Source organism: Solibacillus sp. FSL W8-0474 (assembly GCF_038004065.1).
Classification (GTDB): domain Bacteria; phylum Bacillota; class Bacilli; order Bacillales_A; family Planococcaceae; genus Solibacillus; species Solibacillus faecavium.
The window spans coordinates 1096938-1119058 of record NZ_JBBOQJ010000001.1 but is presented as its reverse complement, the minus strand read 5'-3'; the positions used below and the strand labels follow the sequence as shown (position 1 = coordinate 1119058).

19 protein-coding genes are annotated in these 22121 nt (G+C 34.3%); all 19 read right to left on the bottom strand.

Annotation, left to right across the window (positions count from 1 at the left end; translation table 11 throughout):
* Positions 1-3: 3 nt before the first annotated feature.
* The 19 genes from NYE67_RS05445 to NYE67_RS05355 all read right to left on the bottom strand — a co-directional run bounded on the left by NYE67_RS05445 (position 4) and on the right by NYE67_RS05355 (position 22034).
* A complete protein-coding gene (locus NYE67_RS05445) occupies positions 4-1110 on the bottom strand; it encodes a glycosyltransferase family 4 protein (protein ID WP_340729405.1) in 1107 nt (368 codons plus the stop codon).
* Positions 1073-2329, bottom strand: a complete 1257-nt coding sequence (locus NYE67_RS05440) for an O-antigen ligase family protein (protein WP_340729404.1) — start codon at positions 2327-2329, stop codon at positions 1073-1075. Before NYE67_RS05440 ends, NYE67_RS05445 begins: the two co-directional genes overlap by 38 nt.
* The gene (locus NYE67_RS05435) at positions 2316-2873 is read right to left on the bottom strand and encodes a serine O-acetyltransferase (protein ID WP_340729403.1); all 558 of its coding nucleotides are present in this window, start codon (positions 2871-2873) and stop codon (positions 2316-2318) included. Before NYE67_RS05435 ends, NYE67_RS05440 begins: the two co-directional genes overlap by 14 nt.
* Positions 2874-2877: 4 nt before the next feature.
* Positions 2878-4305: an oligosaccharide flippase family protein gene (locus NYE67_RS05430; RefSeq protein ID WP_340729402.1), complete on the bottom strand. Its 1428-nt coding sequence runs from the start codon at positions 4303-4305 to the stop codon at positions 2878-2880.
* Between the two features lie 115 nt (positions 4306-4420).
* Positions 4421-5395, bottom strand: a complete 975-nt coding sequence (locus NYE67_RS05425; protein WP_340729401.1) for an SDR family oxidoreductase — start codon at positions 5393-5395, stop codon at positions 4421-4423.
* Position 5396: 1 nt separating this feature from the next.
* The gene (locus NYE67_RS05420; protein ID WP_340729400.1) at positions 5397-6767 is read right to left on the bottom strand and encodes a nucleotide sugar dehydrogenase; all 1371 of its coding nucleotides are present in this window, start codon (positions 6765-6767) and stop codon (positions 5397-5399) included.
* Entirely contained in the window at positions 6754-7869 is a 1116-nt protein-coding gene (locus NYE67_RS05415; RefSeq protein WP_340729399.1) for a glycosyltransferase family 4 protein, read from the bottom strand. Before NYE67_RS05415 ends, NYE67_RS05420 begins: the two co-directional genes overlap by 14 nt.
* A gap of 1 nt (position 7870) precedes the next feature.
* Complete coding sequence (locus NYE67_RS05410; protein ID WP_340729398.1) at positions 7871-8488, bottom strand: acetyltransferase; 618 nt, start codon at positions 8486-8488, stop codon at positions 7871-7873.
* Positions 8485-9132: a sugar transferase gene (locus tag NYE67_RS05405; RefSeq protein WP_340729397.1), complete on the bottom strand. Its 648-nt coding sequence runs from the start codon at positions 9130-9132 to the stop codon at positions 8485-8487. Before NYE67_RS05405 ends, NYE67_RS05410 begins: the two co-directional genes overlap by 4 nt.
* Positions 9132-10247: a DegT/DnrJ/EryC1/StrS family aminotransferase gene (locus NYE67_RS05400; protein ID WP_340729396.1), complete on the bottom strand. Its 1116-nt coding sequence runs from the start codon at positions 10245-10247 to the stop codon at positions 9132-9134. The genes NYE67_RS05405 and NYE67_RS05400 overlap by 1 nt, the downstream gene beginning before the upstream one ends.
* 95 nt (positions 10248-10342) lie before the next feature.
* Positions 10343-12184 (bottom strand): polysaccharide biosynthesis protein, encoded by a 1842-nt coding sequence (locus NYE67_RS05395; RefSeq protein ID WP_340729395.1) that lies wholly within the window; start codon positions 12182-12184, stop codon positions 10343-10345.
* A 31-nt stretch (positions 12185-12215) separates the two neighbouring features.
* Entirely contained in the window at positions 12216-12980 is a 765-nt protein-coding gene (locus NYE67_RS05390) for a tyrosine-protein phosphatase (RefSeq protein WP_340729394.1), read from the bottom strand.
* A 44-nt stretch (positions 12981-13024) separates the two neighbouring features.
* Positions 13025-13738 (bottom strand): CpsD/CapB family tyrosine-protein kinase, encoded by a 714-nt coding sequence (locus tag NYE67_RS05385; RefSeq protein WP_340729393.1) that lies wholly within the window; start codon positions 13736-13738, stop codon positions 13025-13027.
* Between the two features lie 4 nt (positions 13739-13742).
* Entirely contained in the window at positions 13743-14507 is a 765-nt protein-coding gene (locus tag NYE67_RS05380) for a YveK family protein (RefSeq protein WP_340729392.1), read from the bottom strand.
* Positions 14508-14717: 210 nt separating this feature from the next.
* The gene (locus tag NYE67_RS05375) at positions 14718-15542 is read right to left on the bottom strand and encodes a hypothetical protein (RefSeq protein WP_340729391.1); all 825 of its coding nucleotides are present in this window, start codon (positions 15540-15542) and stop codon (positions 14718-14720) included.
* A 146-nt stretch (positions 15543-15688) separates the two neighbouring features.
* The gene (locus tag NYE67_RS05370) at positions 15689-16846 is read right to left on the bottom strand and encodes an S-layer homology domain-containing protein (protein WP_340729390.1); all 1158 of its coding nucleotides are present in this window, start codon (positions 16844-16846) and stop codon (positions 15689-15691) included.
* Positions 16847-17328: 482 nt separating this feature from the next.
* Positions 17329-18882, bottom strand: coding sequence for a ribonuclease Y (gene rny / locus NYE67_RS05365; RefSeq protein WP_340729389.1), 1554 nt, complete (start codon positions 18880-18882; stop codon positions 17329-17331).
* Between the two features lie 660 nt (positions 18883-19542).
* On the bottom strand, positions 19543-20607 hold the full coding sequence (gene recA / locus NYE67_RS05360) for a recombinase RecA (protein WP_191698338.1): 1065 nt from the start codon (positions 20605-20607) through the stop codon (positions 19543-19545).
* Between the two features lie 167 nt (positions 20608-20774).
* On the bottom strand, positions 20775-22034 hold the full coding sequence (locus NYE67_RS05355; protein ID WP_340729388.1) for a competence/damage-inducible protein A: 1260 nt from the start codon (positions 22032-22034) through the stop codon (positions 20775-20777).
* Between the last annotated feature and the right edge of the window lie 87 nt (positions 22035-22121).

Sequence of the window (22121 nt, the reverse complement as noted above, 5' to 3'; positions counted from 1 at the left end):
AAATCAACGAAAAACTTTTAACAACTTTTCTTTTACTTTTTCAGCACTAAAATTATTTTGAGCTATTTTAAGACCTTCTCTACCCAAATCTTCTCTTAAACTAGAGCTCAAAGTTAATTGTGTTAGCTTTTCAGCAAATTTATTATTATCGCCATGGTCTATCAAATAACCATTAATATTATTTTGTATTAGAGATTTCACCCCACCCACGTCAAATCCAACTACCGGTTTAGAGTGAGCCATAGCTTCAAGAATAACTCTTGGTAACCCTTCACTTTTAGATGTTAAAATAACTATATCGCTTTTTTTAAAATACGGAGAAGTATCTTCTTTCCAACCATTAAAAATAATCTTATCACTTAAATTATTTTTTTTAATCAATCCCCTTATTTTTTCTATATACCAATTAAAATCATCATTAGGTATGTCTCCATAGATATTAATTATAAAGTTCTCACTTTTAATTTTACTTGCAACTTCAACTAAATTTTCCAGGCCCTTAATTGGTATTATAGACCCGAAGAATGAAATATTTACCACATCAGAGTTAATACAATTACTAATATTCTTTTTTTCTATGTTGATATAATTTGGAATTACTTCAGATTTTTTTTTAAATATTGATGGTAAATTTTTCACTAATGTTTCCGAAAGTGATATTATCTTATTCGAAATTAAAAATCTAGGTAAATCGTAATTATTTGGTTCTCCTCTTACAAAGGATATAACCTGACAATTACATAACAGTGCAGGAATACCTATAAAAAATAGATCCCTTCCTTCATTTAATATTACATAATCAATTTTTTCTTTTTTTATGTAACGAAAATTAGTTATAACATTTTTTATACCAAATATAAAAATAATAAAAGTGCTTTTTAATTTTCTTAAGGAGTCACTTTTTACACTTTTATTTTTTTGTATTACTTTATTTTCTAAATTTAAGGTAAACTCAATTTCTTCTTTAGTTAATTGATCATAGAACCAACCTTTACTACCTAAAATAATGTGAAAAGAAACCTCACTTTTTAATAATTTTATTAAATTAAATAAACTTTTCTTTGATCCCCCACTAGTCGGTCGACCTTGATAAATCAGTACTTTTTTCATTCTTCTTTACCCTTTCCTCTTTAAAAATCAAATATAAATTCACACACAATGCTATCACAATCCATAACATAGTATTGTTAATAGAACTTAAGGAAACAGAATGAACTAACATTCCGCTTAATCCGCCTAATAAAGCCAAGGCAATCAGAAAATATTCATCATAATTTGACTTTTTACAAACAATTAATAAATATGTTATACAAGTTATAAATATTAATATTAATATTAATATTCCTACTAAGCCATTTTCACTTAATGTTTGAAAGTATAAATTATGTGGAATAACATCAATATTATTAATTATCCGAAAAGAATTCATCCCATACCCTAATAGTGGTTTTTCTTCAAACATTTTAAATGTGTAACTCCAAAGAAGAAATCTTTCATTTTCATTACCATCTTCTTTAAATATTAATGAGTACAATAAATCTATATTTATTAATACCCAAACTAACGGAATTGTAGATAGGATTAGAATTAGGGGTAATATTTTCTTTTTAATCAAAATTAATATAATAATAATACTTGAACTTATTATTAAAGAAAAAAATGCCCCCTTAGACCCTGAAGCTATAAGAGCAAATAAAATAATAAGATGACAAAATAAAATATTCCTGAACTTATAAGAAAGAACTCTTATCTTTCTATAGAGTAATAAACTTGTTAATGAAATAGAATAACCCAAATGTAAAAAAAATCCATACAAATTCGGATTATTGAAAGCACCTGTAGCTCTTAATGAAGTTGGTAAAATATAGGGATATCCTAACGCTCCCCCAATATATAATCCAAATATTTCGTAAAAAATAATTTGTAATATCCCTAGAAGACTAACCAAAACTGTGACTATATAAAGGATTTTAATAATAGTAAATAGCATCTTAGTTTTTTTAATAACTAAAAAGGTTATAAATACTAGAAAAAAAATATTTAGTATTGAAATACTTGTCCTAAAGCTTAGAGAAATGGAAGGGGCATTTAATAATGATAAAATACTTGATAAAAAAAAGAGTAATATAAACAATAAGATTAATATTTGATTTTTATTTAATGTGACATTATAATTTTTAACAAAAAGAAATAGGTAGAGTCCCAATATAGTAAATATAATTATTTCTTTTATAGAAAACCCCATAACTTCTATTGTATAGAATGGTAGCGTAAAAATAAGCAAGATATACAGCTTTTGTATATTATTATTTTTTTCATTTAGTAGCATGAATATCTCTTCTTTCTTTTATAACCTTTGCTGGAATACCAGCAACAACCTGGCAATCTGTAATATCTTTAATTACTAAACTATTTGCTCCAATTATTACATTATTACCGATTATTACAGGACCTAAAATTTTTGCTCCTGCTCCTACACTTACCTTTTCAGCAATCCAAGGTTGCGATATTAATTTATTTCCTTCATATCTATTTTTACCAAAGTTCCCACCTATTGTAACCCCTTGATTTATAGTAAAATTATCCCCTATATTTGCACCACCCCCAATTACAATACCTAAGGAATGATTTATTCTAAATCCATAACCAATTTTTGCAGTATAGCTGATTTCAGCAGAAAACATAATTTTGTTTATATTCATGATAACCTTAGGGAGTAATGGTATTCTCCAAAGATATATTTGATGAGATAATCTATAAAGCATCACCGAAATAAAATTAGTATCCAAAAGAGCCCTTTTAATAAATATAATTATATTTGGTTTTTCATACCTAGCTAAATCCGACTTAATGATTTTTATTAACTTAAACATTTTATCACCTCATTTTTAATAAATTTACCATTTCTTTCTTTAATTTAAAATAAAGGAATAATATTGTTAATATTCCACCTATTATTACCGATAGAATATTATAATTGAGATTTTGTAAAAATCTTTCATATAATAAAGTCATTAGCAATGCATAAAATGAGGAATATAAAATAACCGGTATGAACTCCTTTATTATTTTCGAAATATTTACATTTAAAATCTTATTTGTTAAAAATGTGATCAAAATGAAATTGGTGATTATTGAAAAATTTATTCCTATCACGACGCCTATAATACCATAATTAGCTCCTATTACAGAAAATAATATTACTGTCATGGCATAAACTAACTGTACCCATATCCTTTTATAAACAAATCCATTTGCAACGGAGATAGTTTCCCCTATTTTATATGCAGTTCTAAAAAAAATAGATATACTAAATAATTTCAAAGGGACAATCGCTATTTCCCATTGACTCCCCAATAATAAATAAATGATTTCTTTTGCAAAAATAAAAATATATATGCTTAAAGAAAATAAAATATAACCAGAGAGCCTTAAAAAAAGTAGATATACCTTTTTGGTTTGTTCTTTATTATTCTGAATCCTCGATAATGTAGAAAATAGTAGTTTATCAAAAAACATACCTGTAATTTTTGCAGGTAAAGAAATCAATTGGTATATTCTACTATAAACTCCGAGCAATTCTGTACCTAATAATTTTCCTACTATTATATTATCGGATTGGATAGAGAAATATGCAATTATTCTATTTATATAAAAACCGATACCTATTTTAATTATATCGCTTTTTAATTTAAAATTCAGACTTGGGATTAAGGACTTTGGTTTAATAAAGATAAAGCTAATAAATCTTGTAAAATGATACAAAAGATTAGCAATAATTAGAGCATAATAACTTTCTAAGATAAACGCTAATATTATTCCTACTAACCCATAGGAAATTAAATATGTAAATAATTCAACAATAGAAATTACTTTAAATTTTAATTCTCTTTGAATCAATGCTTCAGGAATTGATGCTAAGGTTTGAAAGAAAATAGTTAAAGTAATTAATGGAATTATTTTCTGTAAATTTTCTTCATTAAAAAAAACAGATAAAGGAACATTTATTAAATTTAACAGTAATGAAATTATTACGACAGTAATAAAAATATAAGTTACGCTAATTTTAATATCAAACTTACTCAATGTTTCTTTTTGAACAATTGCTTGAGGTATACCTAATTGTGCTAATATACTAAATAAACTGGTAAGAAGAACACTTATAGTAACTATTCCGAAATCTTGGGGTGATAACATTCTAGAAAGAATAACCAGTAATAACAATTGTAAGATATTTTGAATAATTGTGCTGGTTAACACCCAAAGGCCACCAGTCAAAAATTTCCTTTTTATACCATTTGTCATTATTCAACCTACCTTTATAAAATTAGACTAAAAGCGAAGTATTTTAAATACCTTTTATTCTATTGAATTTATCTCGAAAAAATGGGTTCCCCCTTTTTTCGAGATAAATATTTTATTATAAATTCTTTAAATACCATTCAATTGCCTGCTCTATACCTCTTTCAAAGTTCCATTCTGGATTATACCCAAGCATTTGCTTTGCCTTACTAATATCAGCATTGCTATGCTTAATATCACCTAAACGTTCAGGACCAAAATGAGGTTGAATCTCCTTCTCTAGGGCACTCGTTAGTTGAGTATAAATATCAATCAAAAATTCTCTGCCTCCATAAGCGATATTGTAGGCTTGTCCTGCTGCGTTAGTAGAAGCTAAACATGCTTTTAGGTTTGCTTCAATTACATTTTCTATATAAGTAAAGTCTCTACTTTGTTTTCCGTCTCCATTAATAGTAGGTTGCTCATCATTCAATAATTGTTTTATAAATTTTGGAATTACAGCAGCATATGCACCTTCTGGATTTTGTCTTCTTCCAAAAACATTAAAATATCTTAAACCATAAGTATCCAATCCATATAATTTAGAATATAGTTTTCCATATTCTTCATTCATTTTTTTTGTAAGCGCATAAGGTGATAATACATTCCCCTCTCTTCCTTCTCTTTTAGGAAGATTAGGTTCATCACCATATACCGAAGAACTTGAGGCATAAACAAATTTCTTTACCCCACTGTGTCTAGCCGCCTCCATCATATTTAAAGTACCTTTAATATTTACTTCTTCATAAAACAACGGCATTTCAATACTTCTTGGCACACTTCCCCAAGCTGCTTGATTTAGAACATAATCGATACCTTCACAAGCTTTCATACAAGTTTCCAAATCCCTAATGTCACCCTCTACGAACTCATAATTTGGATGATTTAAAAATTCTTCCACATTTTCTTTTTTTCCAGTTGAAAAGTTATCAAGCCCTCTAACCTTATAACCTAAATTTAAAATCGCTTCTACTAAATTGGAGCCAATAAATCCTGCTGAACCAGTTACCAAAAATTTACTTCCTTCAGGAAATTTAATGTCTTTATATCCCATTTTAAAACCTCCAGTATGAAAACCCATTATCTTCTGCTTCTTTTCTATCAAATATTCCTTTAAGGTCCATTAATACAAAACCATTTACATCTAACATTGATGTTGCAGCAACTTCCATTGTTTCATCTGTATCTAGTAACACTTTTTTACAAAACATATTTTTAATATCTTCTAATTGAATTAATTTAAATTCATCATGTGGAACAGCAAAAATTATTGCGTCCATTTCTATTATATCTTCTGTTTTGCATAGTTTAATTTTATATTCACGCCATAAATCTTCTTCATCTGCTTGTGGATCAACAACTTTAACCTCTATACCGTAATCTTCTAACTCTCTAATTACATCCACTACTTTAGTATTTCTAACATCTGGACAGTTTTCTTTGAAAGTTACACCAAATATCGCCACTTGAGCTCCATTAATTTGCTTGTTTGCTTTAATCATTTTCTTAACTGTACTTTCAGCAACATATTTACCCATATCATCATTAATTTTTCTTCCTGAAAGAATTATTTGAGAATGATAACCTATTTCTTCAGCTTTATATGTTAAATAATATGGATCTACACCTATACAATGCCCTCCTACTAAACCTGGAGAGAAATTAAGGAAATTCCATTTAGTACCCGCAGCTTCCAAAACAGATTTTGTATCAATATTCATTTTGTTGAAGATGATGGACAATTCATTCATGAATGCGATATTAATATCACGCTGTGAATTTTCTATAACTTTTGCAGCTTCCGCAACCTTAATATTTGCAGCTTTATATACACCTGCTTCAACAACTAGTTCGTATACTTTTGCTATAGTATTTAAGGAATCCTCATCTTGACCTGCCACAACTTTTATAATTGTTTCTAAACGATGTACTTTATCTCCTGGATTAATTCTTTCAGGTGAATATCCAACTTTAAAGTCTATACCACAAATTAATCCGGATTCTTTTTCCAGTATTGGAATACAAATATCTTCTGTTACTCCAGGATATACAGTAGATTCAAAAACAACGATTGAATTTTTAGTTAAATTTCTACCTAATGTACGGCTAGCCGACTCTATTGGAGACAAATCAGGTGTATGGTCTATTTTTACAGGTGTCGGGACAGCCACAATATGAAACTTCGCTTCTCTTAATTTTAATTCATCAGATGTAAATTCTACTGTTGTATTTTTAATTACATCATTCCCTACTTCTTTTGTAGGATCTATTCCTTTTTTGTAAAGCTCAACTTTGGGTTCACTGACATCAAAACCTATAACATCAACTTTTTTAGCAAAGGCAACAGCAATCGGCATACCTACATACCCTAGACCAATTAAAGATATTTTTTCTTCTTTATTCACTAATTTTTCATATAGACTCATTATGATTCTCCTCACTAATAGCCGTTCTAATTTCATTAATATATGCTTTTACTACAAAATTTCGGTCAAACTCTTTTTCCATTTTTTTACGTCCCGCAATACCCATTTCTATTTTTTTCTCATAAGGTAAATTAATGAATTTTAATATTGCTTTAACCAAGCTTTCAACATTCTTTACCTCAAAACCAAATCCACTTACTCCATCATCAAACGTTTCAATACAGCCTGGCACTTTTGAGGCTAATACTGGCCGGCCTGTAGCGGCTGATTCAAGAAGTACATTTGCCAAACCTTCATGATGAGAAGGAAGAATTATTGCATGGGATTCTTTTATAAATGTACTTACATTGCCTTGCTGCCCATGGTATTTAATAATGTCTTGTTTTTGCAATTCATTTAATTTTTCTTCGTAATTTTCTTCCATACCTCCAACTAAATGAAAATTAGCATTAGGGTATTGTGCTTTAATTATCTTTGCCGCTTCAAATAACTCGTCAATTCCCTTGGCTTTCATAATGCGCCCGATAAATAAGAATTGAATTTCCTTATTATCTACTGGATAACTTTTTAAACTATATTGTTCTATATTTACTCCTGAACCTGGTATTAACTTGGTCTTATTATTAGCAATTACCTTATTTTCAAAAAAAATTTGATTTGTTCTGTTTTGAAAGAAAACCGTTGAAGCCTTGTTTAATCCTAATTTGTAAAGTACCAATGTAATTCTTTGTATTAAACTTTCATTTTCCAGAGAAGTACCAAGGCCCGTAATATTTGTGATATAAGGAATTTTAGTAATTGCACATGCAATTCCTCCATAAACATTTGGTTTAATTGTATAAGTTAAAACAATACTTGGCCTAATTTCTCTTATAGTTTTTATATAATTTACAAATAGACTAAAATCTCTTAATGGATTGGTTCCTCTTCTATCTAATTGGGTATCTACAAACTTACATCCAATTTTCTCTAACTTGGGTACATATTCATCATTAGGTAATGATATATAAACTTCGTGTTGTTGCCTAATTAATTCCTCTAACAATTCTTTTCTAAAATTATATAAACCCATACCAAAATTTGCTAATACGAGTATTTTCATATTATATTCTCCTAACAGGAACACCTACATAAGTACCTAGTTCAATAATATCTCTAACTACGACTGCCCCAGCACCTACAATGCAACCCTTAGTAATACTTATATTATTATTAACTACACTACCGATGCCTAACCAAGAACCTTGACCAACTTTCACCGATCCAGCTAAATTAGCCCCAGGTGATATATGAACAAAGTCTTCAATTGTATTATCATGGTCTATAGTTGAACCAGTATTAATAATGCAGCCTTTTCCAATTGTAGTACAACAGTTAATTACGGCGCCGGCCATAATAGCAGTCCCAATTCCTATTTCTACTTCTGAGCCAATTACAGTATTTGGGTGTATTAATGTAGGGATATTCGCACCAATTAATTCAAGTTTTTCATGAAGTTTTTGTCTCGTTCTATTATTGCCAATACCCACAAATATTTCGTAATCACCTTTATATGTAAGAATATCATTTGTCATCCCAATGACATCTAAACCCATAGATGAAGTAAGATTTTTATCATCATCTAAAAATGAAATTTCCTGCCATTTCCCCATTTTTAGAGCAATATCAGCTACTACTTTACCATGACCACTCGCACCAATTATTAGAAGTTTATTTTTCATAAATCCATTCTTCTTTCATTATTAGTCCCTTTAAAGGGTTCCATAGTTGCAGATGTTTCTGAATTAATTCCTTCTCGTACAAAAACTTTTTTAATGGTCAATAAGATAATTTTCCAATCCTCTTTAAAACCGATATTATCTACATATTCAACATCAAGATTAAATTTCTCTTCCCAGCTAATCGCATTTCTACCACTTATCTGTGCTAGTCCAGATAGTCCTGGTCTTACTTCATGGCGTCTTTTTTGATGATTATTATATAATGGTAAATACTGGACTAATAACGGCCTCGGTCCGATTATCGACATATCTCCCTTAAGAATATTAAATAACTCAGGAAGTTCGTCTAAAGATGTCGACCTTAAAAACCTACCAAACTTTGTAAGTCGTATATGGTCTGGTAGCAATTCACCATTATTATCTCTTTCATCAGTCATCGTTCTAAATTTATACATCATGAAAATTTTTTCATTTAGACCCGGTCGCTGTTGCTTGAATAATATAGGACTTCCTAATTTTGTCCTTACAAGGATAGCCACTACTATTAATATAGGACTAAGTACAACTATCGCAATTAATGATAATAGGAAATCCATCGGCCTTTTTACAAATCTTCTATAAATACCACCTTTGGAATTCTTCATTATTGTATCCACAACCCTTTAATAATGTTTACTACTCTCTCTAAATCTTCATCTGTCATTTTCGAATCGGAAGGTAGGCATACTCCATTTTCAAATAACTCTTCAGATACATTTGTTCCAATAAAATCATATTGCTCAAATACCGGCTGCATATGCATAGGTTTCCATACAGGACGTGATTCAATATTTTCTGCTTCTAAAGCTAACATTATATCTAATGGCTTTACTTTACCTTTTACTGTCATAGCACTTAACCAATAATTTGGTGCATCCCATTCGTTATGGGGCATAAATTCTATACCTTCTAATTCGCCCAATTCACGCTTGTAATATTCATAAATATAGTTCTTCTTTGCTACACGGTCATCTAAAACTTTTAACTGTCCACGTCCAATACCTGCCACAACATTACTCATGCGGTAGTTATAGCCGACTTCACTATGTTGATAGTGTCTCGCTTTGTCACGCGATTGTGTTGCCCAAAAACGTGCTTTTGCAATTTTCTCTTCATTATTTGAAACGAGCATACCACCACCTGATGTTGTGATAATCTTGTTGCCGTTAAATGAATAAATGCCGTAATGTCCAAAAGTACCAGTTTGCTTACCTTTATAATAAGTCCCTAACGATTCTGCAGCATCTTCAATTACTACAACATTATGCTTGTTGCAAATTGCCATAATTCGATCCATATCTGCTGATAAACCATATAAATGTACAACAATCACCGCTTTTACTTCCGGATATTTTTCAAAGGCAGCTTCTAATGCTTTCGGACACATATTCCATGTTTGGTAGTCACTATCAATGAATACTGGTGTCGCTTTTTCATACATAATCGGGTTGGCTGTTGCCGAAAATGTTAATGATTGACAGAAAACGATATCTCCTTCACCAACTCCAGCAGCCTTCAACGCTAAGTGAATTGCTGCAGTGCCAGATGTAAGTGCAGCTGCTGCTTTAATACCGACTTTCAACGCAAGTTCTTTTTCAAATTCATTAACGTTTGTCCCTAATGGTGCAATCCAGTTTGTATCAAACGCTTCTTTGACATATTGTTGTTCATAACCTTCATCACTCATGTGTGGAGATGATAGGAATATTCTTTCAGCCATTGTCCAAAACTTCCTTCCAAAAATACTTACTTGATTTCTAACTTCATAACTCACTTCTCTACTATTAATAAATACTTCACAAAGAAAGAAACAACTTACTCAGTAGCCGCTACATCTGCATGTAAATCAATAACTTCCCAACGGCCATTCGCTACAGCAATCACTTTTTCTTTTAATTTTGGATTCTCCTGCTGTTCAAGCTCTGCTAAAAACATTTCCAATTGATTTGCTGACATGCAGTTTGCTTTCCCGACATGAATTTTCGGATAAACATGCTCTTCCTGAATTTCATTTGGGCTTAAAAGCTCTTCATACATTTTCTCACCAGGTCGAATCCCTGAATATTCAATACCGATTTCGTCTTCCTGATAGCCAGATAAACGAATCAGGTTTTTCGCCAAGTCTGTAATGTATACCGGTTCACCCATATCAAGAACGAAAACTTCTCCCCCGCGTGCCAGTGCCCCTGCCTGTAATACTAATCGGCTCGCCTCCGGAATAGTCATGAAATACCTTGTCATATTCGGATCGGTTACTGTGACAGGACCGCCTGCAGCAATCTGTGCTTTAAACCTTGGAACTACTGAGCCTCGTGAGCCTAATACATTCCCGAACCTTACGGCAGCAAATGTCGTCTTACTTTGTGGAGCCAAGTTTTGAACAATCATTTCCGCAATTCGTTTTGTTGAACCCATTACATTTGGCGGGTTGACTGCTTTGTCTGTTGAGACCAGTACAAAGCGGCCGACACCGGCTTTATGTGCAGCATCCGCAACATTTTTAGTACCGAAAACATTATTTTTCACCGCTTCTAATGGATTAGCTTCCATTAGTGGTACATGCTTATGTGCTGCCGCATGATAGATGGCATCCGGTTTATACGTCTGGATTACTTCAAAAATACGTTCACGGTCTTGTACATCTGCGATAACCGGAAGTATTTCAATATCTAAATCTTTATATTGTTCCGTCAGCTCCATGTGAATTAAATAAATTGAGTTTTCACCATGGCCGAGTAATAATAATTTTTTCGGCTGGAACTTCATCACCTGTCGACAAATTTCCGAGCCAATTGAACCACCGGCACCGGTTACTAAAATAACTTTATCGGTAATCCCCTCCGAAATAGCAAGCATATCGAGTTTGACTTCATCACGGCCGAGCAGGTCTCCGATATTCACTTCCTGCATATCGTTTACTGTTACTTTACCTGTAAGTACATCCTCAATTTTCGGCATAATTTTTACGTTTGCACTTGTAGTTGAACAGCGCTCGAATAATGCTTTCATTTCACTTTTAGGAAGAGATGGGACCGCTAGAATAATTTCTTGGACACCTTTGTTCTCCACAATTTTTTTTATTTCTTTTGTCGTACCAAGGACACGGTAATCCATGAGTGTTAAATGTTTTTTATTTGGGTCATCATCAACATAGCCTACAATTTTATATTCGGAATACTCATTTCGGCTAATATTACGTGCCAGAATCGTTCCCGCTTGTCCTGCGCCTACGATTAACACACGAATTGCTTCACCATCAAATTTTATTTTTCTTTTTTCATGTAAAAGTCTTAATAAAAAGCGGGAACCGCCGATCATAATAATATGGAGCAGCCACGTAATTGTCAGTACGCGGACATAAATATCTCCATTAATTAGCTGCTGCATAATCATCGCTATCACTACGGAAATTGTTACAGCAACTCCGATAATGATCAGCTCTTTAATCGATGCAACTGCCCAAATCCGGCTGTACAGCTTATAAACATTAGCGACAATATGATGGGCAATTAATAACGTAATAGCACTGATAAATAATGTTTTATTTGTATACACATTAACTGTCGGATGCAGCAGCCAGTAACTAATATAAATGGCAGTTAATACAATGATCGAATCGAGCATAAAAAATACTGCGTACCTTCTACGATAGTTCATGTTTCCCAGAACCTTTCTATATGCTATATTTTCAGAAAATAGACCACCATTTTTTAGAACTTATTTCCTGTGGTTCATATAATAGAAAATTCCTATTTTCTATTATCCTCGCATTATTTTCTAAAAGCAGATCCACTGCGTCTAATTGTTTCTTTTTTTCCAAATATGTAAGCCCAGCATCAAACAGAGATGGGCGGGTTGTTAAGTTATGAACATCTGAGCCATATGTATGTACTAAATTGGCTTTCACTAAATCGAGTGATAGTTTTTGAATGTTTTTCCCGAAGTGTCCCGCAAGACTTCCCGCGGTAATTTGCGCCATCGCCCCTTCCCTCACAAGCTCTTCCAGCTTACTCGGTCGTTCCGCGATTGCTTTATTGCGCTCTGGATGAGCAATAATTGGGATTATTCCATTTGCCTGAAGATTAATAACAATTTCTCTTGTATATTTCGGAACTGTACTGGATGGCAATTCCAGCAGCAAATAATTGGAGTTTGCGAGAGTCAAAGCTTCCTTTTCCTCTACGAGTGTGACTATGTTTTCTACCAAACGAATTTCTTGCCCTGCATGAATTTTCAATGGAATCTTGTTTATTTCCACCTGTTCTTGGAGGACTGTAATCTGTTCGATTACTTGTTTAGCTGAAACATTGTATTGTGGATGAAAACTATGTGAAGTTGCAATAATTTCTGTAATTCCTTCATTTGATGCTTGCTGCAGCATTTCGAGTGTTTCATATAAATCACTTGGCCCATCATCGACCCCAAATAAAATATGACTATGTATGTCTATCATTGTATTGCCCCTCTTCTTTTTTAAAATTCGAGGGGCTATGTCACTTACTCTACAGCCCCGTAGTATTGATAATAGTAATGATTTTTGTCAATTGCATAATTATTCAATACTGCTCCGATAATATTTGCCTTAGAAGCGATCAGCATATCTTTCGCTTTTATGACATTTTCCTTTTCTGCTTTCCCTGAATTAATAACAAGAATCGTACCTTCACATTTATTTGATAGAATTTGAGCATCCGTTACTGATAAGACAGGCGGTGCATCAAAAATGACCAAATCGTATTTGCCTTTAACTGTTTCAATAAATTGATCCATCGTTTTGGAGGCAATCAGTTCGGCAGGGTTTGGCGGAATCGGACCGCTCGTTATTATTGAAAGCCCTTCGATATGCGTTTCATGTACAACTTCTTCAACCGTATGCTGGCGTATTAAAACTGTTGATAATCCGTTGACATTTCTCATGCCAAATGTATGATGGGTTGTCGGTTTACGCATATCCCCATCAACGAGCAATACCTTTTTACTTGATTGTGCGTATACAACTGCTATATTGGAAGCATTTGTTGACTTCCCCTCTCCCGGTGTTGATGAAGTAACAACAAGCGTTTTTAAATCTTTGTCCGGCATTGAGAAGTTAATATTTGTACGTACCGTTTTAAATTGCTCTGATACGATTGATTTAGGATTTGATTCGGTAATGAGTTTTCTTGCTAATGTAGTTGGCTGTGATTTTTTGCGTTTAAATTTTTTGAACATAGTTTCACACCCTCACTTTTCTTTCATCCACGATTCTTTTCTGTCCACGGCTTCTTGAAGCTCTTCCCGCTTGCTCTTTACGCATTTCTTCTGGATTTATTATACTAATAATACCAATAACTGGCAAACCTATAATTTCTTCGATATCTTGCTCTGTTTTTACTGTCGTATCGAGATATTCAAGTAAAAAGGCTAAACCAATACCGATCATTAAACCGATAACAAGGGCAATTGCTATATTTAGCATTTTGTTCGGCTTAATCGGTGTTGGATTGTCCGAATATTGTGCAGCAGCCAATATGTTGACATTGTCGATATTCATTAGTTTTGGAACTTCTTCTTTAAAAACTTCCACAACTTGGTTTGCCATATCTGCCGCCACATTATAGTTTTCATCCTGTACACTTACATTTAATACCTGGGAGTTATTCGCATTAGATACGGTAATCTTCGAAGCAAGCTGTCCTGTAGTTAATGGCAAGTCCAAATTTTCAATTACAATTGATAAAATAGCAGGACTTTTAATAATTTCGTTATATGTATTAATTAATTGCAGATTGGACTGAATATCCGCTGATGTCATTTGTTGGGTAATATCTTCTTTTTTTTGATTGACCAAAACTTGATTGTTCGCCTGGTAAATCGGTGTCAGTACGAAAAAGCTAACAATTGCTGCAATAATTACTGCGATAACAGTAAGTGATAGAATGAGAGCAGCCCGCTTTTTTAATGTTTTAAAAATATCTTGTAAGCTAATTGTTTCTTCCAAAAGTGTACTCTCCTTTAAATAAACTACTCATATTATATATGAGTCGATACCATTATTACATAGTTTTACCATAAAACTAATAAAAATTTGATAAATTTAGTATTTTTTACACAATTGTAAAAAAAAACATCTACTGAAATAGAATTGTAATCTTTCAGACTTTCAGAATAAAAGGTTTGCATGACGTTATACGTACTGCAAACCTTTGTGCTACCGGAAACTAAGTGCTTTGTCCATCATTTCAGACCGCAAAGATTCTTTCATCGCATTGTACTCTTTCGCAAAGCTTTGAGCATAGGATTTATCAAAACCGTTTTTTTGCAAATCTTTTTCCACTAAACCAACGACCACATTCACCGTTGAATCAGTCGCGGATTCGATTCCTTTAGCAGCACCCATATATTTTTTATAGAAATATCCGTAACTAATCGATTCACCATTGCTCTTTTTTGTCGCATATTCATTTGCTGCCTTACTAATTAACGAATTCATACGAGCTCGTGATTGATTTTCAAGACTCTTAAATGTACCCTCATATTTCGCTTTAATCGTCGCAACTGTAACTTTTTCAGCTGGGGTATTCGAGCTTGGCTTAGTGTTTGCGTTTGAATTGGTATTTGTATTCAAGTTGTTGTTTTTTGTCGTACCCGTGTTCGAGTTAGTAGATTCTCCAGATTGGCTGGAATTCGAATTTGACGTGGAATTATTTCCACTATTCGTTGAGTCAGCTCCCGTTTCTTCTTCATTATTTTGTGTAGAATCGGAATCCGTTTCACCTGAACCTGAAGTTTGGGCTGAAGCAGTCGTCGCACCATTATTTGAATCAGTTGTTTTATTTTCGATAATATTTCCTTCTTTATCGACAACAATCACTGTTCCATCCGGCAGCTCGACATTATATGTTTCGTCTACTAAAGTATCTACTTCCGGATCTGCTGTATCATAGGACTTGAAATTCAATTCATATAAAATATATCCGCCAATACCTAATACAATCACTGCTAGAGCAATTAATATATACTTCAGCTTTTTCATCAATAATTGGCTCCTTTGCAGTTTTTTGATCTATTTAAAAAAGGTTACCGCTTCCTTAATACCCCTTTTTTTTGATTTATAAACCAAAAAGTTAGTTTCAATGAAATTCCCTAGAACAGTTTGCTCTAGGGAATTTATTGTTTATTTTATTGACCTTTTACTAATTCAACTTTTACTGTTTTCCATGTTCCATCTTTGTAGTTTAAAGTAATAGAACCTGAATATGATGATCCAGTTAATCCTCCTGCACTCCAAATTTTTGCGTCAGCGTCTAAGTCAGCAACTGCAGCTGCTGCTTCTAAAGGAATACCCATTGCAAGCGCTAGATTAAGAGCAACTCCACTTTTATTTTCCAATTCTTCTGCATTAATATATTCCTTATTAATAGTTACAGATTTTAATAATGCTGTTGTTCCTAGACCCTTGAAGTTTTCCATAATATCATCTGAAAGCCCAGCTAGCTCGGACTTTTTTAGGTTTGTCGATGTAGTTATTGCCACCCCTTCAGTAGTTGCTGCAATCTCAACATGAGGAATATCAATTTTCTCTAATTTTTGAATTAAATTAGCTTCAAACGCATCCTTCTCTACCTGTGGAATCGGTTGTACCGGAATTCCTGGTTCTGGTGTTGGCGTTGGCGTTGGCGTCGGTGTCGGCGTTGGTGTTGGTTCTGGTGTAGCTGATGCTTTTTCAGCACGTACAACAAATGACGATAACTGTCCACGTGTTACATTTGATCTTGCGTCGAATGTTGTAGCTGTTACACCAGTTGTTACGTTATTTGAAAATAACGCTGCAATATTTTCTTTATATTGTGAATTTTGAATATCGGTAAATGGAAGTGGTTCACCGTTCGAAGTTAATTTAAATGCATTTGCAATGATTTTAGCCATTTGTCCGCGTGTAAGATTATCATTGGCACGGTATGTACCATCTTCAAATCCATTAATGATGCCTGCATTAGCTAATGCTGCAATAGCACCGTAATTTGAGTTTTTCGTAGAAATGTCTTTGAAGTTAGGGTTTGTAACATTTGTAGTATCTAAACCGATGATTGATGCAATAATATGTGCTGCGTTACCGCGTTTGATAGAATCTCCCGGACGGAAAGTACCATCCTCGTAACCTTTAATAATTCCGCGTTCAGCTAAGTTCATAATATTAGCATAGTGAGTATTTGTTTCTTTTACATCTTTGAAACTTAATGCTGCATCTGCTTGTGGAGCTACCGCTACTACTGCACCGGCTGCTAACGTAGTAGTTAAAGCTACGTTGAACATTTTTTTGTATGTTTGTTTTTTCATTTCAAAACCTCCATTTTTTATCAAGATATGCCGATTATAGCATAGAGGCTTTAAAGGTGGAAATATTTCCACAATTTTCTTTAAAAAAATTTTTCTTTTCTTCATAATAATTAATATATTCATATAATATTATTTTTATAAAAATAGTAATTAAAATTGATGATTGGATAGTTTATAACAAAAAAATACTATTCTAAGATTAAAAAATAGTACGATAGAGGTGAAAGTTTGATTTCCTATAAATAAAAACCTATTTGTGACAAAGCAACAACTTTAATTAAAAGGAAATTTCCACTCGTTTAATAAATGATTAACAAATGGTAGTTATAGACGAAAAATTCAAATTTGGAATCTGGAATTAAATAAGGTGGATAGTACTTCCCACCAAAAATAAAAAGACATCAAATCCCCCCCTATTAGAGAAAAATTGATGTCTTTTATTCTATCCTTAGTTATCGGATTTGAATTTTTTTATAATTCGATTACTTCGCGTACTCTACGGAACGTGTTTCGCGGATAACCGTTACTTTAATATGCCCCGGATAATCGAGTTCTTCTTCAATACGTTTGCGAATATCACGCGCTAAACGATGTGATGCAAGATCATCAATCTTTTCAGGTTGGACGATAATACGCACTTCGCGGCCTGCTTGAATCGCAAATGATTTTTCAACGCCATCATAGCTTTCAGAAATTTCCTCCAGCTTTTCAAGGCGGCGAATATAGTTTTCAAGCGTTTCACTACGTGCACCCGGGCGAGCTGCTGATAATGCATCGGCTGCTGCTACAAGTACCGCAATGACTGAAGTAGCTTCTGTATCACCATGGTGAGAAGCAATTGAGTTAATAACAACTGGGTGCTCTTTATACTTCGTTGCCAGTTCCACACCAATTTCAACGTGGCTTCCTTCAACTTCGTGGTCAATTGCTTTCCCGATATCATGCAGTAAACCTGCACGACGCGCTAAAGTCACATCTTCGCCTAATTCAGCAGCAAGTAATCCTGCTAAGTGGGCTACTTCGATTGAGTGTTTCAATACATTTTGACCATAACTTGTACGGTATTTCATACGACCAAGGATTTTCATTAAATCCGGATGCAGGTTATGAATACCTACTTCAAATGTTGTTTGTTCCCCTGTTTCGCGGATTTGTTCATCCACTTCACGGCGAGATTTTTCAACCATTTCTTCAATACGTGCCGGGTGAATACGACCATCTTGAACTAGTTTTTCCAGTGCAAGACGTGCTGTTTCACGGCGGATCGGATCAAAGCCGGATAGAATAACTGCTTCAGGTGTATCATCAATAATTAAATCAATACCAGTTAGCGTTTCCAGTGTTCGAATGTTACGACCTTCACGACCAATGATGCGACCTTTCATCTCATCATTTGGTAAATTTACAACGGACACTGTTGTTTCTGCAACATGGTCAGCTGCAAAGCGTTGTAGTGCAAGTGATAATATTTCGCGAGCTTTTTTGTCTGAATCTTCTTTCGCACGTGTTTCCGCTTCTTTTGTCATGACTGCAATATCCGTTGAAAGTTCATTTTCAACTTCATTTAAAATGACCTCTTTTGCTTCTTCACGTGTCAGAGCCGCAATACGCTCAAGCTCTGTTTTTTGACTTGCAACAAGTTCTTCTACTTTGCTTTCCATCTGTTCAATATGCTGTTGTCTGCTTGCCAGAGCTTCTTCTTTACGCTCTAGGCTCGTCTCTCTTTTATTCAGAGCATCATCTTTGCGGTCAAGATTTTCTTCTCTTTGCAATAAACGGTTCTCTTGTTTCTGAAGCTCGCCACGACGGTCTCGAATGTCGTTTTCTGCTTCAGAACGAAATTTGTGAGTTTCATCCTTTGCTTCAAGTAGTGCTTCCTTTTTCAGAGCATCTGCTTCACGTTTCGCATCTTCTACGATTTGCTCAGCTACATGCTTTGCACCAGTCACTTTTGATTCATTCACGTTTTTCATGTAAAAATAGATAACAGCAACACCGACAGCGAATCCTAGCAAAGCAGGGAGAATCATTTCCATAATACTAATCCCTCCTAAGCTGATATGTCTGATGTTCTTCTAGTCGGCTATATATGTTTTCGAATTTTCAAACATATTGCCTATTTCATTTCAAAATTTAGAAATTATACATTTTAATTGTATAGTTCATAATTAGGTATGTCAAGAATAGCCATGGTTAAAGGGCTTTTTATATTCTTGGAATTGGTTGTTTCAGAGCATGCCGCGTCGAGGTGGAAAGTACTTGTTTATTGCGGTGGCACACGGCGACTGGCTGTTGGCAGGTTTTTCTAATAACTCTTTAAAAGTTCTAATATATTTTTATTTGTGCTAATAAACTTCCGATTTTCTAATATATCCCAAACCTTTGCTAATAAGTGTTCCCCATTTTCTAATATTCCCATCTGATTTTCTAATATCAGTTGGAGATTTTCGAATAAAGCGAACGACCGTTCTAATAAAAATTTCCAGCTACATTCCCCACCGGTTTCTCCTAACACTATTAATCAAAATGAGCGAAGTCAGGCCCGTTTTCAAATATCACGCAAAGCAAAGTTAATCTAAATAAATTCACAGGCACTTCTCACTTAACTAAACAAAGTCATAAAACCGCCCCTCCCATGCACACCCCCAACAAAAAACAAAAACCCAAGCGAAGGCACTCGCTTGGGTTCACAAATATTATTTTTCTTCTTCGAATAATTCCAGCTCATCGATTTCTTCTTCTGCTGTGTCATTGGCACCGATTGTATAGCCAAGCTCGCCGATTCCGAAATGTTGACGGATTTTTTCTGTTACATCCTCTTTAATTGCAGGGTTTTCTTTTAAGAATTGTTTTACGTTTTCACGGCCTTGGCCAATTCGTTCATTATTATATGAATACCATGAACCGCTCTTTTGGATAATATCCAGTTCTGCACCGATGTCGACGATTTCGCCTTCTTTTGAAATCCCTTCACCGTACATAATATCAACTTCCGCTGTACGGAATGGTGGTGCTACTTTATTTTTTACAACTTTGATTTTCGTTTTGTTACCGATAATTTCTGTACCTTGCTTAATCGCTTCACCGCGACGTACTTCTAAACGGATAGAAGAGTAGAATTTAAGGGCACGTCCACCTGTTGTTGTTTCCGGGTTACCGAACATAACTCCGATTTTTTCACGAACTTGGTTGATGAAAATCGCAAGCGTATTTGATTTGTTAATAACACCTGATAATTTACGTAATGCCTGAGACATTAAACGCGCTTGAAGACCCATATGCGAGTCACCCATTTCGCCTTCAATCTCTGCTTTTGGTACTAATGCTGCTACAGAGTCGATTACGATAATATCAATCGCACCAGAACGTACTAATGCTTCCGCGATTTCAAGTGCTTGTTCACCTGTATCCGGCTGTGATAATAGTAACTCATCTATATTAACACCTAATTTTTGTGCATATACCGGGTCAAGTGCGTGCTCAGCATCGATAAATGCTGCTGTACCGCCGTTAGCCTGTATTTCTGCGATGGCATGTAATGTAACTGTTGTTTTACCAGATGATTCTGGTCCGTATACTTCTACAATACGTCCACGTGGGTAGCCGCCTATACCTAATGCTGCATCAATTGCGATAGAGCCTGATGAAGTTGTCTCCATATGTCGGTTGGAATTTTCACCTAACTTCATAACAGAACCTTTACCGAATTGTTTTTCTATTTGTTTTAACGCCATGTCTAACGCTGCTTTACGATCGCTCAAACTATTTCCTCCTTAAGAAAAAAGCTTTATTTAACTTATGTCTCTATTATACTTGCTAATGAGATAACATTCAAGAAAAAAGCGAACATATTTTCGCTTTTTCTTAGAAACCTTCTGAATGCCTTATTTTCCGCTTCCAAATCTACATTTTTCCACTAAAACTTAAACTAGATTAGCTTTTTGTAACCCAGATTAGCCAGTTCCCTCATTAAATAGCTGAATGTAAATTTAACAGCTCGAATCCGGTTCGTGTTTCGGGACCCTGTTAGCTGCAAACGATATGTGAAAGGCTCATGATCGCCGATACTAATTCCTACCCAAATGGCTCCTGCAGGTAGACCGTCATGACTGCCTGGTCCTGCTGCGCCCGTTAACCCAATACCGATATCTGTATGAAATTTTTCTCGAACTTTCATAGCCATTGCAGCGGCACAGTCACTGCTCACAATGCCATATTCTTCGATAAGATCAGCGGAAATACCGAGCTGTTCTATTTTTGTTTCCTTTGTATACGTTACAACGCCGCCAATTAATGCAGAAGCGACACCAGGAACTTCCGCCAGCTCTGATTGGAACAGACCGGCAGTTAAACTTTCTGCGGCAGAAATCGTTAATTCATTTTCCAATAGCATTTGGACAAGATTAAAGCCTAGTGATTCATCATTAACCCCGTAAAAATACTCTCCGACGATATCCAAAATTTCACGTTTCTTTAATTCAATTAAGCGGAATGCCTGCTGTTCATTTTGCGCTTTCGCTGTAATTCGCAGTGTTACTTCCCCATCTGAAGCAAGCGGTGCAACAGTTGGATTTGTTTGTTCATCCAATATATTCTCGATACGATCTTCCAGTTCTGCTTCCCCAATGCCATAAAAACGCAGTACATGCGATAAAATAACGCCACCATCATGTAAAAGTGCCGCTAACTTCGGCTTCGTTTCGTATTGGAACATTGGCTCAAGCTCTTTAGGCGGTCCTGGTAGCAAAATATAAATGCGGTCACTTTCGGATAAAAACATACCCGGTGCCATGCCATGCTGATTTAGCAGCACATCACAACCTTCCAATACAAGCGCCTGTTTCCGGTTGTTTTCTGTCATAGGACGTTTTTGTTTCGAAAAGAACTCTTCAATCGCATAGAGTGCCGTCTCGTCAAATACTAAATTTCGATCTAAATGCTTTGCAATTGTTTCTTTCGTTAAATCATCCTTTGTCGGTCCTAACCCGCCGGAGAAAATAATTAGGTCTGCACGCTGTTCTGCAATACGGATCGCCTCGAGAAGCCGCGCCTCATTGTCCCCTACAACGGTATGATAATAAACATTAATCCCAAGTTCAGATAGCTGACTTGAAATAAACTTTGCATTCGTATTGGCAATTTGCCCCAATAACAATTCCGACCCTACCGCAATAATTTCTGCATTCATTCAAAGACCCCCTTATATAAAGAAAAACTAGATTAGAAAAACATCCTCTCGTACAAACGTACGGGAATTTGTTTTATCTTAATGGAT